This is a genomic window from Massilia sp. 01N410 (assembly GCF_056399665.1).
Genome location: NZ_JBFTRV010000025.1, coordinates 16931 through 32384 on the forward strand (window position 1 = coordinate 16931; position 15454 = coordinate 32384).

Annotated in this window: 13 protein-coding genes; 7 read left to right on the forward strand and 6 right to left on the reverse strand. The window is 65.3% G+C overall.

Translation table 11 applies throughout. The features are described 5' to 3' along the window. Window positions 1-152: 152 nt before the first annotated feature. Window positions 153-383: a BrnA antitoxin family protein gene (locus AC1DOP_RS24320; protein ID WP_442124040.1), complete on the forward strand. Its 231-nt coding sequence runs from the start codon at window positions 153-155 to the stop codon at window positions 381-383. A 96-nt stretch (window positions 384-479) separates the two neighbouring features. Here the strand turns inward: AC1DOP_RS24320 and fmt are convergent, their stop codons facing one another. Continuing rightward, window positions 480-1427, reverse strand: coding sequence for a methionyl-tRNA formyltransferase (gene fmt, locus AC1DOP_RS24325; RefSeq protein ID WP_442124039.1), 948 nt, complete (start codon window positions 1425-1427; stop codon window positions 480-482). 11 nt (window positions 1428-1438) lie between these two features. Further along, complete coding sequence (gene def, locus AC1DOP_RS24330) at window positions 1439-1975, reverse strand: peptide deformylase (protein WP_477253837.1); 537 nt, start codon at window positions 1973-1975, stop codon at window positions 1439-1441. Window positions 1976-2248: 273 nt separating this feature from the next. On the opposite strand from def, the gene AC1DOP_RS24335 reads away from it, so the two are divergent. From AC1DOP_RS24335 to AC1DOP_RS24355, 5 genes are all read left to right on the forward strand, one after another. After that, window positions 2249-3385: a LysM peptidoglycan-binding domain-containing protein gene (locus tag AC1DOP_RS24335; protein WP_477253839.1), complete on the forward strand. Its 1137-nt coding sequence runs from the start codon at window positions 2249-2251 to the stop codon at window positions 3383-3385. Between the two features lie 88 nt (window positions 3386-3473). Further along, window positions 3474-4598, forward strand: a complete 1125-nt coding sequence (gene dprA, locus AC1DOP_RS24340) for a DNA-processing protein DprA (RefSeq protein ID WP_477253841.1) — start codon at window positions 3474-3476, stop codon at window positions 4596-4598. 107 nt (window positions 4599-4705) lie between these two features. After that, window positions 4706-5173, forward strand: coding sequence for a Smg family protein (locus tag AC1DOP_RS24345; RefSeq protein ID WP_477253843.1), 468 nt, complete (start codon window positions 4706-4708; stop codon window positions 5171-5173). A 264-nt stretch (window positions 5174-5437) separates the two neighbouring features. Further along, on the forward strand, window positions 5438-8119 hold the full coding sequence (locus tag AC1DOP_RS24350) for a DNA topoisomerase III (protein ID WP_477253845.1): 2682 nt from the start codon (window positions 5438-5440) through the stop codon (window positions 8117-8119). Between the two features lie 232 nt (window positions 8120-8351). Then, on the forward strand, window positions 8352-9287 hold the full coding sequence (locus AC1DOP_RS24355; RefSeq protein ID WP_477253847.1) for a bile acid:sodium symporter family protein: 936 nt from the start codon (window positions 8352-8354) through the stop codon (window positions 9285-9287). A gap of 61 nt (window positions 9288-9348) precedes the next feature. Here AC1DOP_RS24355 and AC1DOP_RS24360 read toward each other — a convergent pair whose 3' ends face one another. The 3 genes from AC1DOP_RS24360 to AC1DOP_RS24370 are packed head-to-tail and all read right to left on the reverse strand — an operon-like array spanning window position 9349 to window position 14081. Further along, window positions 9349-9555 carry an addiction module protein gene (locus tag AC1DOP_RS24360; protein WP_442124032.1) on the reverse strand — a complete coding sequence of 69 codons (207 nt, stop codon included), beginning with the start codon at window positions 9553-9555 and terminating at the stop codon, window positions 9349-9351. A gap of 46 nt (window positions 9556-9601) precedes the next feature. Then, on the reverse strand, window positions 9602-13183 hold the full coding sequence (locus tag AC1DOP_RS24365; protein ID WP_477253849.1) for an ABC transporter permease/M1 family aminopeptidase: 3582 nt from the start codon (window positions 13181-13183) through the stop codon (window positions 9602-9604). Between the two features lie 4 nt (window positions 13184-13187). After that, window positions 13188-14081, reverse strand: coding sequence for an ABC transporter ATP-binding protein (locus tag AC1DOP_RS24370; protein WP_442124030.1), 894 nt, complete (start codon window positions 14079-14081; stop codon window positions 13188-13190). A gap of 254 nt (window positions 14082-14335) precedes the next feature. On the opposite strand from AC1DOP_RS24370, the gene coq7 reads away from it, so the two are divergent. Further along, window positions 14336-14983, forward strand: coding sequence for a 2-polyprenyl-3-methyl-6-methoxy-1,4-benzoquinone monooxygenase (coq7, locus tag AC1DOP_RS24375; protein ID WP_442124029.1), 648 nt, complete (start codon window positions 14336-14338; stop codon window positions 14981-14983). A 35-nt stretch (window positions 14984-15018) separates the two neighbouring features. Here the strand turns inward: coq7 and AC1DOP_RS24380 are convergent, their stop codons facing one another. Further along, window positions 15019-15441, reverse strand: coding sequence for an OsmC family protein (locus AC1DOP_RS24380; protein ID WP_442124028.1), 423 nt, complete (start codon window positions 15439-15441; stop codon window positions 15019-15021). Window positions 15442-15454: the final 13 nt, after the last annotated feature.

Consider the following 15454-nt stretch of genomic DNA (forward strand, 5'->3'; position numbering starts at 1 on the left):
AGTACGATACAAAATGAGGCTTATTAGCAATTTCCCGGATACATACAGGGACGACAATTAATTCCCATGGAGCCGCCGCTGGCGCGGCCCCTAGTCCAAATCGAACGGAATGTGCGGACCCGTCGTCCGCCGCCTCAATGGGAAGAATTGCAATGAACAAAGAATACGTGCCTGAATGGGACCAGCCGGCAACCCGCACTGAAGAAAGCACCGCCAACAAGAACGCCGCCAGCGGCGTGAAGCAGATTGTGACGATCCGCCTGGACGTCGACATGCTGGAATGGTTCAAATCGGCAGGCCCGGGCTACCAGACCCGCATCAACCAGGTCCTGCGCGAGTACATGGAAGCCAATCGCGTGCGTGCTCAGGTAGAGCAGCACTAAGATGCAGGGTGTGATTGATGCAGGGCATCGATCACGAAGCCCACGAAAGATGTGAATGTGTAAAGGTGGGCATGGAGTGCCCACCCTATGTAGCAATTATTCGAACGACACGCCGTCGAACGAAAATCCCTTCAGGAACTCTCCCGCCGCCAGGCGCTTGCCGCCCGGTTTCTGCAGTTCCGTCAGGCGCAGCGCGCCTTCCCCGCAAGCCACCACGATTCCCTGGGCATCCGCCGCCAGCACCTGGCCGGGCCGGCCTTTGCCGTCGACCGCCTGCGCATTCCAGATCTTGATGGTCACGCCACCCGCCTGCGCATGCGCACCCGGGAAGGGATTGAAAGCCCGCACCTTGCGCGCCAGTTCGGCAGCGGGGCGCTGCAGGTCCAGCTTCGCTTCTTCCTTGCTGATCTTGGCGGCGTAGGTCACGCCTTGTTCCGGCTGCGGCACGGCGGCCAGGCCGCCTTCCGCCATCTTGTGCAAGGCCTCGACGATCATGCGGCCGCCCATCGCGGCCAGCTTGTCGTGCAGGCTGCCGGTAGTGTCGGTGTCGAGGATGGGCAGGCGCTCCATCGACAGCATCGGGCCGGTATCCAGGCCTTCTTCCATTTCCATGATGGTGACGCCGGTCTCGGCATCGCCGGATTCGATCGCGCGGTGAATCGGTGCCGCCCCGCGCCAGCGCGGCAGCAGGGAGCCGTGGATATTGATGCAGGGCTTGATGTCGAGGGTGGAGCGCGGCAGGATCAGGCCATAGGCCGCGACCACCATCACGTCATAGCTGGTGGCCAGCAGGCGTTCGTGGGCGGCTTTCGCCTCCTCGGCGCGCTGGGCATCCCTGGCATCCATGCGCAGCGACAGCGGCTGCAGCACCTCGATGCCATGGGCCAGCGCGACCTGCTTGACGGCGGAGGCTTGCAGCTGCATGCCGCGCCCGGCCGGACGGTCCGGCTGGGTCAGCACCAGGGGAATCTCGAAACCGGCGTCGATCAGGGCGCGCAGGGCACAAGCGGCAAACTCCGGCGTGCCGGCGAAGACGACCTTCATGCGAGCCGCGATCAACGGCGGCCGGCGGCCTTCGGACCGCTGTTCTGGTGGGCGCGCTCTTCCTTGAGCAGCTTGGTCTTGATGCGGTTGCGCTTGAGCGGCGACAGGTATTCGACGAAGACCTTGCCCATCAGGTGGTCCATCTCGTGCTGGATGCATACCGCCAGCAGGCCGTCGCATTCCATCTCGAAAGGCTTGTTGTGCTGGTCGACGGCCTTGACCTTCACGCGCGCCGGACGCTCGACGCCGTCGTAGACGCCGGGCACCGACAGGCAGCCTTCGTCGTAGACCTGCTTTTCCGGGCTCGACCAGGTGATTTCCGGGTTGACGAATACCAGCAGCTGGTCGTGGGTTTCGGTGACGTCGATCACGATCACGCGCTCGTGCACGTCGACCTGGGTCGCAGCCAGGCCCACGCCGGGGGCGTCATACATGGTCTCGGCCATGTCCTCGACCAGCTTGTGCAGGCGCTCGTCGAATTCGGTGACCGGGTTGGCCACTTTGTGCAGGCGCGGGTCGGGATAGCGAAGGATGTTCAGTAAGGCCATGGCTCTCTATTTACTCTGTTTATTCTGTCGTAATGCGTAGATGGGGTGTCCGTCACGCCCGTTCAAGCCTGTACAATTGTTTCCGCACAGACACAAAAGCAACACGCCGCGCCTGTGGCAGGACGCGGTTGTCTTGCTAGTTCAGGGATTTGTGGGCAGAATTTGATTCAGTTCGGCAACCCTTCGGTACAACAAGCTTTGATCCGGCGTGCGGTCAGCGAGTCGATTGCCAGGAACTTATCTGTGTTTTAGCCGCACTTTACGGACTCTTTGATGAAAAATTTTAGCACAGGCGTCGTCCGATCGCTCACGGTCCGCAGCGCCGCCGCCGCTCTTGCATCTGCCGTTCTGGCCATCCCGGCCCTGGCCGCTCCCGCCGCCGGCCCCCACTGCAGCTTCCGCCCGAACGCGCCCGACCAGCACGTGGTCGTCAAGCGCGATACGCTTTGGGATATTTCTGGCAAGTTTCTCGAGCATCCCTGGTGCTGGCCCCAGGTCTGGGGCATGAACCGCGACGAGATCCGCAACCCGCACTGGATCTACCCCGGCCAGATCATCTATTTCGACCGCGCCCACGGCCGCCTGACGCTCAGCAAGCCGGGCGCGGGCGGCGCCGGCGCCGAAGCCGGCCTGCCGCCGGTGACGAAACTGTCGCCGCAGATCCGCACCGAGGAAATGGAGCGCGACGCCATCTCCTCGATTCCCTCGAGCGCGATCGAGCCCTTCCTGACCCAGCCGCTGGTGGTCGAGCCGCGCGAGCTGGATGCCGCGCCGCGCATCGCCGCGACCCCGGAAACCCGGGTCTACCTGGCCGAAGGCGACCGCGTCTATGTGCGCGGCCCCCTGAACGGCGCCGCCAATTTCCAGGTCTTCCGTCCCGGCAAGGAACTGATCGACCCCGATACCGGCAAGGTCGTCGCCCACGAAGCCGCCTATGTCGGCTCGGCCAGGCTGGTGAAGGAAGCCGGGCCGGGCGTGGACGTGCACAGCTTCACGGTCACCAGTTCGGTGCAGGAAATGGGCGTCGGCGACCGCCTGCTGCCGACCCCGGCCGTCCCGATGCGCAACTACGTGCCGCACGCGCCGGAGCGGCCGGTCACGGCGCGCATCATGTCGATGGCCAGCGAATCGAATTACGCGTCGCAGAACCAGGTCGTGACTGTCAACCGGGGCGCGCTTGACGGACTCGATGTCGGCTCCGTGCTGCAGCTCTATCATCTCGGGAAGACGATCCAGGACCCGGGCGGCAGCAAAGGCTTCCTCGGCTTCGGCAAGTCGAGCTTGAGGATGCCGGACGAGCAGTATGGCGAACTGTTCATTTTCCGGGTGTTCGGCCATGTCTCGTATGGACTGGTCATGCAAGTGACGTTGCCGGTGGAAATAGGCGACGTGGCGAAATCACCGGAGTAATCCCGCCGTGCAGGACACGGACTTCCACCCCTCGCACAAGACGGCCGCTGCAGACGATCCAGCGGCCGTCGCGTTTCTGGCGCCGCCCATGAGCGACGCAAGGCTGGCGGCCTGGCTGCGCCTGGAGCGGGCGAGCGGCATCGGCCCGCGTACCGGCATCAAGCTGATCGAGGCCTTCGGCAGCATCGACGCCGTGTTCGGCGCCGGCCAGGCGGCCTTGGCGGCGCATGTGAGCCCGGCCCAGGCAAGGGCGCTGCTGGCGCCCGCCCCGGCCGAGCTCGAGCGCCTGGTCGAGGCCACGCTGCGCTGGCGCGAGCGGCCCGGCCACCGGGTGCTGGCGCTGGGCGAGCCAGGCTATCCGGAACTGCTGGCCGAGATTCCCGATCCGCCCTTGCTGCTCTATATAAAAGGACGTGTGGAATTGCTGGCATCGCCCATGCTGGCGGTGGTCGGCAGCCGCAACGCCAGCGCCCAGGGCAAGGCGAACGCGCAGGCCTTTGCCGCGAGCCTGTCCGGTGCCGGCCTGTGCATCGTCTCCGGCCTGGCGCTGGGGATCGACGCCGCCGCCCACGAGGGCGCGCTGACGGGGCCCGCCTCGACCGTCGCCGTGATCGGCACCGGACCGGACCTGGTCTATCCGGCGCGCAACCGCGCCCTGTGCGAGCGCATCGGCGTGGAAGGCTGCATCGTCAGCGAATATCCGGTCGGCACGCCTCCATTGCCAGGCAATTTCCCGAAGCGCAACCGGATCATCAGCGGGCTGGCGGCCGGGGTGCTGGTGGTCGAGGCGGCGGCGCAGTCCGGTTCGCTGATCACGGCGCGCCAGGCGGCCGAGCAGGGCAGGGAGGTGTTCGCGATCCCGGGTTCGATCCATGCCGCGCTGGCCAAGGGCTGTCATATGCTGATCCGCGAAGGCGCCAAGCTGGTCGACACCGCGGCCGACGTGCTGGAGGCGATGGCGATGTCGCCGCTGGCGCGCAGGGCGTCGCCGGAGGCGGCCCGTTGCGCCGCCCGCTGCGATGCGCGGGACGCCGCGCCGGCCGGCAGCGACGCCCTGCTGGCCGCGCTCGGCCATGACCCGGTCGAGCCCGATATTTTGCTGGCATCGCTGGGCATCGGCCCCGCATTATTGAGCAGCCAATTGCTTGCGCTCGAGCTCGCCGGAATGGTCGAACGCCAGCCAGGTGGCAGGGTGCAAAGAGTGGTGAAGTAAGTAGAGAAGCGGATAAGGCCGATAAACAACGGTGATGTTTCTGGACGGCAGTGGACCTTGTGACGCACTTGTGCCGGGGCGAACTTAGCTGCTACAGTAGCGTCACCATGTTCGACATTCTAGTCTACCTCTACGAGACGTATTACCGTCCCGATGCCTGCCCCGAGCCGGCCGCTTTGGCGCGCAAGCTGTCCGCCGTCGGTTTCGACGATGTCGAGATTTCCGAAGCGCTGGACTGGCTGAACGGTCTCACCGAAATGGCTGGCACCACCAATCCGGCCCTTGAATCCAGCGGTACCCGTTTCTATATTTCGCAAGAAGTCGATGCCCTCGGCAGCGCTGCCGTCGGCTTCATCCAGTTCCTCGAGCTGGCCGGCCTGCTTACCGCCTTGCAGCGCGAGATCGTCATCGAACGCGCGCTGGCGCTGGACGAATCGCCGGTCACGCTGGGCAAGCTGAAGATCATCGTCCTGATGCTGCTGTGGAGCCAGGGCAAGGAGCCGGACGCGCTCATGTTCGATGACCTGTTCGGGGCCGACGAAGACGAAGACGCCGAACCGCGCTTGCTACACTGATATTTCACAATCGTCATGACGAAAACGGGGCTGCGGCCCCGTTTTTTCTTGCAATAAGGCAAGATGAGGCGTATTTTCGCTCAGCAGACGGGAGGCAGAGTCTACTTGCGGAGTGCGCGTCAACCCGCTTATCATTTGCGGCCACTTGTTAATTGTTACCAATAAGCTATCAACGGACGGGACTCCAGGGGATGCGATCCTGATCCGTGCGGCCGCCGTCATGTATGATGCGCGTGCCGCGACCACCGAATATAGAGAAACCATATGACCAAAGCCCTCATCATTGCCGAGAAGCCCTCCGTGGCGAACGACATCGCCAAGGCGCTCGGCGGCTTCACCAAGCACGATGAGTATTTCGAATCCGACGAATACGTCCTGTCGTCCGCGGTGGGCCACCTGCTCGAGATCGCGGTGCCGGAGGAGTACGACGTCAAGCGCGGCAAGTGGAGCTTCACCCACCTGCCGATGATCCCGCCGTACTTCGCGCTGAACCCGATCGCCAAGACCGAATCGCGCCTCAAGGTGCTGAACAAGCTGATCAAGCGCAAGGATGTCACGACCCTGATCAACGCATGCGACGCGGGCCGCGAAGGTGAACTGATCTTCCGCCTGATCGCCCAGAACGCCAAGGCCAAGCAGTCGGTCAAGCGCCTGTGGCTGCAGTCGATGACGCCGAACGCGATCCGCGACGGCTTCGCCCACCTGCGCAGCGATGAAGAGATGCTGCCGCTGGCCGACGCCGCGCGCTGCCGCTCGGAAGCGGACTGGCTGATCGGCATCAACGGCACCCGCGCCATGACCGCCTTCAACTCGAAGGAGGGCGGGTTCTTCCTGACCACCGTGGGCCGTGTGCAGACCCCGACCCTGTCGATCGTGGTCGAGCGCGAAGAGAAGATCCGCAAGTTCGTGCCGCGCGATTACTGGGAAGTGCGCGCCGAGTTCGTCTGCGCCGCCGGCGTCTACGAAGGGCGCTGGCTGGACACGAATTTCAAGAAGGACGAGAACGATCCGGAAAAGCGCGCCGAGCGCCTGTGGAGCAAGGCCGCCGCCGAATCCATCGTCGTCGCCTGCCATGGCAAGCAGGGCATCGTCACCGAGGAATCGAAGCCGACCACCTCGATGGCGCCGGCCCTGTTCGACCTGACCTCGCTGCAGCGCGAAGCCAACGGCCGCTTCGGCTTCTCGGCCAAGAACACCCTGGGCCTGGCCCAGGCGCTGTACGAGAAGCACAAGGTGCTGACCTATCCGCGTACCGATTCGCGCGCGCTGCCGGAAGACTACATCGGCACGGTCAAGGACACCCTGGGCGTGCTGAAGGAAAACCCGAACTACCACCAGTTCGCCAAGCAGATCCTGGATAAAGGCTGGGTCAAGCCGAACAAGCGCATCTTCGACAACAGCAAGATCTCGGACCACTTCGCGATCATCCCGACCGGCGTGGTGCCGAAGAACCTGTCCGAGCCGGAACAGAAGCTCTACGACCTGGTCACGCGCCGCTTCATGGCCGTGTTCTTCCCGGCCGCCGAGTTCCTGGTCACGACCCGCTATACCGAAGTCTCGGGCCACCAGTTCAAGACCGAGGGCAAGGTCATGACCAACCCCGGCTGGCTGGCCGTGTACGGCAAGGAAGCCGCCGGCGACGACAAGGACGGCGCCAGCCTGGTGCCGGTCGCCAAGGGCGAGAAGGTGCTGGCCGACAAGGTCACGCCGAACGGCCTGGTGACCAAGCCGCCCGCACGCTACAACGAAGCGACCCTGCTGTCGGCGATGGAAGGCGCGGGCAAGCTGGTCGATTCCGACGAGCTGCGCGACGCCATGGCCGGCAAGGGCCTGGGCACGCCGGCGACCCGCGCGGCCATCATCGAAGGCTTGCTGACAGAGAAATACCTGCTGCGCGAGGGCCGCGACCTGATCCCGACCGCCAAGGCCTTCCAGCTGATGACCCTGCTGCGCGGCCTGGGCGTGAACGAGCTGACCGCGCCGGAACTGACCGGCGAATGGGAATACAAGCTGTCGCAGATGGAGAAGGGCCAGATCTCGCGTGAAGAGTTCATGCGCGAGATCGCACAGATGACCCAGATCATCGTCAAGCGCGCCAAGGAATACGACAACGACACCATCCCGGGCGAGTACGCGACCCTCAAGACGCCGTGCCCGAATTGCGCCGGCGTGGTCAAGGAAAACTATCGCCGCTTCGCCTGCACCAAGTGTGATTTCTCGATGAGCAAGGTGCCGGGCGGCCGCCAGTTCGAGATCGAGGAAGTCGAGGAACTGCTGAAGAACCGCACCATCGGCCCGCTGCAGGGCTTCCGCTCGAAGATGGGCCGTCCCTTCGCCGCCATCCTGCGCATCGTGCGCGACGAGGACATCCACAACTACAAGCTGGAGTTCGACTTCGGCCAGGACCAGCAAGAGGGCGAGGAGGGCGAAGGCGTCGACTTCACCGGCCAGACCCCGCTCGGCCCCTGCCCGAAATGCAATGGCGGCGTCTACGAGATGGGCCTGGCCTATGTGTGCGAACACCAGGTGGCCAAGCCCAAGACTTGCGACTTCCGCAGCAGCCGCATCATCCTGCAGCAGGAGATCCTGCCGGAGCAGATGGCCAAGCTGCTGAACGAAGGCAAGACCGACCTGCTGCCGGGCTTCATCTCGCAGCGCACCCGCCGCCCATTCAAAGCTTTCCTGGTGCGCGGCAAGGACGGCAAGATCAGCTTCGAATTCGAGGAGCGCAAGGCCAAGCCGGGCGCCAAGGGCAAGGCTGCGGGTGCCGACGAGGGCGGAGACGAGGGCGGCACGGCGGTAGTGGCCAAGACGGCAGCCAAGACCGCCGCCAGGAAGACGGCGGCCAAGACGGTTGCCGCCAAAAAGCCTGCCGCCAAGGCAGTGGCAGCCAAGAAGCCGGCGGCCAAGCGTGCCACGGCGGCAAAGAAGGCGGTTGGCGAATAAGACCAGCTGTTTCCCATAAAGGAACGCGGGCTTTGGCCCGCGTTTTTTTGCTGTTCGCGCCATGTATGGAATCTTTTCCGCAATGTCCGGCCCGGCCGTCACGCCCGGCGATGGCTGGGAAAGCTTCTGCGCCAATTCAGAAGCTGAGCCGATAAATCGACAGTGCCTATAAGCATTACCGATGGAGGCGTGTTACGCTCTTCCAGGATTCGTCATCGGAAAGCGAACACGCGTGAAGGCACTGGAAAAAGTCAGCAGTTTTGTAGGCAGAACATTTTCGGCCTGGGTCCTCCTGTTCGCCTGCTTCGGCTTTTTCGCGCCCCAGTTGTTCACGGGCCACAAGATCTGGATCACGCCCCTGCTCGGCATCGTCATGTTCGGCATGGGGCTGACCCTGTCGGCGGCGGATTTCCGGGAAGTCTTCCGCCGGCCGAAGGACGTCGCGATCGGCGTCGTCGGCCACTACCTCATCATGCCCGGCATCGCTTACGTGCTGGCGGTGGCGCTGCGCCTGCCGCCGGACATCGCCGTCGGCGTGATCCTGGTCGGCTGCTGTCCCAGTGGCACGGCCTCCAACGTGATGACCTTCCTGGCGAAGGGCGATGTTGCGCTCGGGGTGTCGATCGCCTCGGTGTCGACCCTGGTCGCGCCGCTCGCCACGCCGGCCCTGGTGTCCCTGCTGGCCGGCAAATGGATGAGCATTAACACGCAGTCCCTGTTCCTGGATATCGTGCAGGTGGTCATCGTCCCCATCCTGCTGGGGATCGTCGCCAAGACCCTGTTCCGCCGGCAGGCGGCGGCCAGCGTCAAGGTCCTGCCGCTGGTGTCCACGGCGGCCATCGTGGTGATCGTCGCCATCGTCGTTGCCCTGAATCAACCCAAGCTCGCGACCGGCAGCCTGCTGATCCTGGTCGCCGTGGTCCTGCACAATCTGCTGGGTTTCGCGCTCGGCTACCTGTTCGCCAGGATGTTCGGCATGGACCTCGCGAAGCGCAAGGCGGTCATGCTGGAGACGGGCATGCAGAATTCCGGACTCGGCGCCGCCCTGGCGGCCGCGCACTTCAGTCCCCTGGCGGCGGTGCCGAGTGCGCTGTTCAGCGTCTGGCACAACCTCTCCGGTTCCGTGCTGGCGGCCTGGTTCGCGCGCAGGACCGATACCCGGGCATAAAAAAACCGCGAATCGCTTCGCGGTTGTTTCAAGGTCTGCCACAAGCCGCGGCAGCGGCGGATTACTCCCGCCAGTCTTCCTTCAGCGCGCGGATCGCCGCCTCGCCGTTACGGATCGCCTTCACGCGGCGCACGATCTCGGCGCGCCAGGCTTCGTCGGCGTCCTGTTCCGCCTCGTCGCTGTCGGTCAGCAGCAACTGCAGCAGCTCGCGCTTTTCCGCTGGGGAAAGCTGCTGGATCTGTGCGGCCAGTTCGGCGACGATAGACATCCTCATACTCCTAACAGGAAATTGTGACCAGATAATAACGTGAAGTTTATTGCGTGTCGACAGGGACCATATTATCCGTTGGTTTCCTGTCGATCAGCTTGTTATCGGGGTCGATGCCGGCCCTTGCCGGGCGGCCGTCGACCACCAGCACGACGGTCTGCTGGCGGCGCTCGACCAGGCGGCGCTCGCGTGCCAGCGGGTTGCCGTTTTCGTCGTCGACGCCGAATTCGATCCAGTCCTTGAGCGGCACCTCGCGTTCCTCGCCCAGTTCGCCGGCGCTCACCTTGCCGGCGGTGGCGCGGATCGTCACCTCGTATTTGCCATCCTTGCGGCGGCGCGCGCTGGCGCTGTCGGCGCGGTTCCCGTACAGCACGATGGACTCGAACAGGTCGTCGATCAGGTAGGCCTTGTCCGCCGGCGTCACCGCGCGCAGCCTCTCGATCAGGGTGGTGACGGTCGGGTAGGGTGCCCCGCGGAAGGCGTATTCGGCCAGCAGCTGGCGCAGCACGCCGTTCACGGTTTCCTCGCCCACCAGGTCCTGCAGCAGGTACATCGCCAGGCTGCCCTTGCGGTAGTGGATGTAGGGCTGGTCCTCGTTCTGCGCCAGCGGCAGTTCGCGCTTGCGTTCCGTCGCCCGGCCCATCAGGTATTCCTCGAGGTCGTAGCGCAGGAAGCGCCGCATCTTGCTGGAGCCGAAGCTGCGCCGCATCGTCATCAGCGCCGTGTATTCGGCCAGGCTCTCCGACAGCACGGTGGCGCCGCGGGTGTCGGCGCCGATCAGCTGGTGCGCCCACCACTGGTGGCCGACTTCGTGGGCGGTCACGTAATACGGGTAGTCGATGTCCTTGCGCGACTCCGGATCGACCTTGGCGATGAAGCCGGCGCTCTCCGAGAATGCGATGGCGCCCGGCGCCGCCTGGGCATACGAGGCATAGCGCGGGAACTCTGCGATGCGCAGCTCGCGGAACTGGTAGGGGCCGAAGTGCTTCGTGCCGTATTCGAGGGCGGCCTTGGCGCCGCTGATCATGCGGTCGACGTTGAAGTCGTGGCCGGGCTGGTAGTAGACGTCGATCGTCACATCCTGCCAGCGGTCGTGCCGCACTTCGTAGCGCGCCGACTGGAAGGTATAGAAGTTCAGGATCGGCTTGTCCATCCGGTAGTGGAAGTAGTGGCGGCCCTTGGCCATCCACTCGCTGTCCAGGGTGCCCGGCGCCACCGCGATCTGGTCGAGCGAGGTGGAGACCACGGCGTCGAAGCGGATCCAGTCGGCGTCGCCGCCGAGGTAGTTGCTGGCGCGCGCGCTTTGGTCCTCGCGCGCCGCCATGCGCTCCTTCGGCGCCAGGCCGTGGCGCTTGCGGTCGCGGTCGTCCTGCAGTTCGACGTTGTGCTGGTAGCCGACGTGGGGCAGGAGCGCGTTGCTGAAGAAGGTGCCGTTGCCTACCACCGCCGTGTCGCGGCCCAGGCCCAGCACGCCGCCCGGCGCATCCTCCAGTTCGAATTCGAGGGCGATGCGCGCGCCGGCCGCCAGCGGCGTGGCCAGGGTGTAGCGGTAGAAGCCGCGCTTGGCGTCGGCCGACAGCAGGCGTACCGGCTGCGAGAAGCGCGGACGCAGCACCGGGCCGGGCTGCTGGGTCAGGACCAGTTCCGAGATCGGTGCGCCGCTGCGGTTCTCCAGCTGGTAGGCGCCCTTCACCTTCAGGGTGCGGGTGGCCGGCATGATGTCGACCTGCAGGTCGACGTCGGTGATGCGCGGCTGCGCGAGTTTCGCGTAGCGGTGGTAGCGCAGTTCGTACTCGGCGCGCAGGCGGTCTTTGGTCCAGGCGGATTGGTAGGCGCCCACGTGTTCCAGGTTGTACCAGAGCAGCGCGCCGGACCCCAGGAACAGCAGGGCGCCCAGGCCGAAGGCGCCCAGCACGCCCGGGCTCAGGCGCTGGCGCGCCAGCTGCAGGCGGTCGTGGAAGCGGTCGGTCACGCCGCGCGGCCACAGCACCAGCGCGGCCGCCAGCAGCACCAGCGCGGCGCCGCCCCAGTACACCAGCAGCGCGCGCTGCAGCGCCAGGTGGTGGCCGAAGCCGTTCATCGCCGAATAGGTCACGTCCGGCAGCGCCCCGTACAGCAGCATCGGGTGGTCCAGGCCCAGGGTGGACAGGGTGATGCTGGCCACGTAGTACAGCACCAGCACGAAGTAGCCGAGGTATTTGTGGTTGAGGATGGCCTGGACCGCGACCGCCAGCACCGCCACCAGCGCGTACTTGGGCAGCAGCACGACGAACAGGGTGAACAGGTAGAGGCCCGGCTCCAGCGCCACGTAGCCGCGGAACAGCTGGATCAGCATCCCGCACACCATCGCCACCAGCAGCAGCACGGCCTGCAGGCCGACCAGGGCCAGGGTCTTGGCCGCCAGCGGCAGCCAGCTCGGCACCGGCATCGCGTCCAGCATCTGGGCCATGCGCGATTCGCGTTCGCGCCAGACCATCTCACCGGCATAGAAAGTGGTGACGATCAGCAGGAACACCGCGAACACGTCGCGGATCAGGTCCAGCACCATGTAGGTGACCGGATAGGTGGTGGTGCCGTAGATGGTGCCCAGGTCGAGCGAGCTGACCACCAGCACCAGCACGCCGGCCAGCGCGATCACGGCAAAGTAGACGTTCTTGACCGACTCGCGCAGGTTGAGCCAGGTCGATTTCAGCAGCAGCAGGCCCAGGTTGCGGGCGGCGAAGTCGGGCGCCTCGCGCGTGCTGGCGGCCGGCTGGGGCGTGGCCGCCGCGGTCTCGCCTTCGCCGCGCGCGGCCGCGCGCCGGGCCGGCGGGCTGGAGACGAAGCTGAAGCGCCAGTAGCCGAGCAGCAGCACGACCAGCGAGAAGGCCGACCAGATCAGGCGGTTCGCCAGGTAGACGCCTTCGAACGGGACCATGCGCGTGTTGCGCTCGGCGATGGTCCAGTATTCGGTCAGGCGGATCAGGGCGGTGGTTCCGAAGGGGTCGATCAGGGCCGCCAGGGTCTTGTAGTCGAGGTCGCGCGCCAGCGAGGGCGCCACCAGGTAGCCGATCATCATCACCACGCCGGCCACGTACACCGGCAGCATGCGCCGCGTCAGCGCCGCCAGCACGAAGAAGATGGCGCCGAAGATGAACAGGTTGGGCAGCAGGGTCAGGAAGTAGGGCGCCAGGTAGGCCAGCGCCGAGAATGGCCCGACCCGCGACGGGTCGACGCCCGGCAGCAGGGTCCCCAGCAGGTTGCCCAGCACGATCGAGGAATACACCACGGCCATCGTGGCCAGGGCGCCGAGGAAACGCCCGAACACGTAGGCGGACTTCGGGATCGGCGCGCTGAAGAAGAAGTGGTGGGTCTCGTATTCGAAGTCCTGCTGCACCGAGCGGCCCAGCATGGCGGCCGCCACCACGATGCCGAAGCAGCCCAGCAGGGCCACGGACAGCGCCACCTGGCGCGGACCGTTGACCAGCACCCGGCCGCCGAAGGAGACCGTGAAGTCCTTGAAGGCGCCGCCGGACGCGGCCACCCACAGCATCGCCAGCGCCAGGAAGGAGGCGAAATAGACCCAGGTCGAGAGGAGCTTCAGGCGCTGCCGGGCCTCGAACAGCGCAATGGCGTAGAGCGCGCGCATGAACTCAGCAGTTTCCCGCCGCCGCATTGTGGCGGCCGGCAATGGTGGCGAAGTAGACGTCTTCGAGGGTGGGGTGGACGGGTTCGAAATCGTCGCCCGGATAGCGCTCGGCATACACGTGGATCATCGGGCGTCCGCTCAGCAGGCGGGTCGAGATCACCGTATGGCGCTTCTGGAAGGCGAGCAGCTCGGGCTTGCTGACGAAACGCGCCCAGATCCTGCCTTCGATGCCCTCGATCAGCCTGGCGGGCTCGCCGCACAGCAGCACGTGGCCCTTGTTGATGATCGCCATGTTGGCGCACAGGTCGGCGACGTCGGACACGATGTGGGTGGACAGGATCACGGTCTTGTCCTGGCCGATGTCGGACAGCAGGTTATGGAAGCGCACCCGCTCCTGCGGGTCGAGGCCGGCGGTCGGCTCGTCGACGATGATCAGCTGCGGGTCGCCCAGCAGGGCCTGGGCGATGCCGAAGCGCTGCTTCATGCCGCCCGAGAAGGTGCCGAGGCGCTGGTCGCGCACCTCGAACAGATTGGTCTGCTGCAGCAGGCCGTCGACCACTTCGCGCCGGCGGGCGCGGTTCGCCAGGCCTTTCAGCTGGGCGAAATGGTCGAGCAGTTCGTAAGCGGTCACTTTCGGATAGACGCCGAAATCCTGCGGCAGGTAGCCGAGCAGGCGGCGCACCTCGTCCTTTTCGTCGAGCAGGTCGATATCGTCCAGGAACACCGAGCCGGAATCGCATTCCTGCAGGGTGGCCAGGATCCGCATCAGGGTCGATTTGCCGGCGCCGTTCGGCCCGAGCAGGCCGAACATCCCGGGCGGGATGCTCAGCGTGACCCCGTCCAGCGCCACCACGCCGTTGGCGTAGGTCTTGGACAGGTTGCGGATTTCTAATTCCATAGTGAGAATCTGCGTATTTTGATGACTATTGCATTGTATTAAAAATGAGCGCCAGGGGCAGCGTCCATGCGACACACGGCAGTTTCACCGTCCCGGAATGCAAAAATGCGCGACCAGGGTGCAGCGGAAACTGCGTCTCAGCATACGGCAGTGAAAAATTTCTGTCCAGTTTGACAACTTCCATTCCCTGCCGGATGGGGGAAAAGCGGCCGAGGGATATAATGGCGCTTTCAAGCGTATTGAACATGCAAGCCATGGATAACCTGTCCCGCTCCATCAATCCTCTCGACAACCTGATCTCGGGCTTCGACCGCGCGCTGCGCGTGGTCGGCGGCGTGGCCAAGGCCTCGCGTCCGAATCCCGGCACCCTGGCCCAGGACTGCGAACTGAATGCCCAGGAGGCGCGCCACAGCGCCGGCCTGATGCGCGTGAACCACGTCGGCGAAGTCTGCGCCCAGGCCCTGTACGACTCGCAGTCGCGCCATGCCGGCAGCCCGGCGATGCGCACCCAGTTCCAGCAGGCCGGCCGCGAGGAAGAAGACCACCTGGCCTGGACGGCCGAACGCCTGGCCGAACTGGGTTCCCAACCGAGCCTCCTGAATCCCTTGTGGTATGCCGGCGCCTATGCGCTGGGGACGGTGGCGGCGCGCATGGGCGACGCCCACAGCCTGGGCTTCGTGGTCGAGACCGAACGCCAGGTCGAGGCCCACCTGAACAGCCACCTGGACAAACTGCCGCCGCAGGACGGCAAGTCGCGCGCCATCGTCGACCAGATGCGCGTCGACGAGATCGAGCACGGCGCCAAGGCCCAGGCGATGGGCGCGGCCGAGATGCCGCTGCCGGTGCGCATGGCGATGCGGGCGATGGCCAAGGTCATGACCACCACCGCGTATTACATTTGATTGGATGTCCGCGTGGGCACCCCGTGCCCACGTGCTTACGCCTCGACGATCTCGAACGAGTGCGTGATCTCGGCCGTCTTGGCAAGCATGATCGAAGCCGAGCAGTACTTGTCGTGCGACAGGTTGACGGCCCGCTCCACCGCCGCCGGCTTCAGGTTGCGGCCGCTGACGATGAAATGGAAGTGGATCTTCGTGAACACCTTCGGATCGGCGTCCGCGCGTTCGGCCTTCAGCGTGACGTCGCAGCCGCGCACGTCCTCGCGGCCGCGCTTCAGGATCAGCACCACGTCATAGGCGGTGCAGCCGCCGGTACCGAGCAGCACCATCTCCATCGGGCGCGGCGCCAGGTTGTGGCCGCCGCCTTCCGGCGCGCCGTCCATGCTGACCATGTGGCCCGAGCCGGTTTCGGCCCGGAAGCTCATCCCCGACGGGCCGTTCCAGCTGACTTTGACTTCCATTGCATTCTCCCTT

Coding starts and splice junctions, on each gene's coding strand:
- AC1DOP_RS24365 (WP_477253849.1), bottom strand. CDS start 13,183: ATGCGCGCGCTCTACGCCATTGCGCTGTTCGAGGCCCGGCAGCGCCTG.
- def (WP_477253837.1), bottom strand. CDS start 1,975: ATGGCCTTACTGAACATCCTTCGCTATCCCGACCCGCGCCTGCACAAA.
- AC1DOP_RS24360 (WP_442124032.1), bottom strand. CDS start 9,555: ATGTCTATCGTCGCCGAACTGGCCGCACAGATCCAGCAGCTTTCCCCA.
- AC1DOP_RS24320 (WP_442124040.1), top strand. CDS start 153: ATGAACAAAGAATACGTGCCTGAATGGGACCAGCCGGCAACCCGCACT.
- coq7 (WP_442124029.1), top strand. CDS start 14,336: ATGGATAACCTGTCCCGCTCCATCAATCCTCTCGACAACCTGATCTCG.
- AC1DOP_RS24345 (WP_477253843.1), top strand. CDS start 4,706: ATGTTCGACATTCTAGTCTACCTCTACGAGACGTATTACCGTCCCGAT.
- AC1DOP_RS24380 (WP_442124028.1), bottom strand. CDS start 15,441: ATGGAAGTCAAAGTCAGCTGGAACGGCCCGTCGGGGATGAGCTTCCGG.
- fmt (WP_442124039.1), bottom strand. CDS start 1,427: ATGAAGGTCGTCTTCGCCGGCACGCCGGAGTTTGCCGCTTGTGCCCTG.
- dprA (WP_477253841.1), top strand. CDS start 3,474: ATGAGCGACGCAAGGCTGGCGGCCTGGCTGCGCCTGGAGCGGGCGAGC.
- AC1DOP_RS24370 (WP_442124030.1), bottom strand. CDS start 14,081: ATGGAATTAGAAATCCGCAACCTGTCCAAGACCTACGCCAACGGCGTG.
- AC1DOP_RS24335 (WP_477253839.1), top strand. CDS start 2,249: ATGAAAAATTTTAGCACAGGCGTCGTCCGATCGCTCACGGTCCGCAGC.
- AC1DOP_RS24350 (WP_477253845.1), top strand. CDS start 5,438: ATGACCAAAGCCCTCATCATTGCCGAGAAGCCCTCCGTGGCGAACGAC.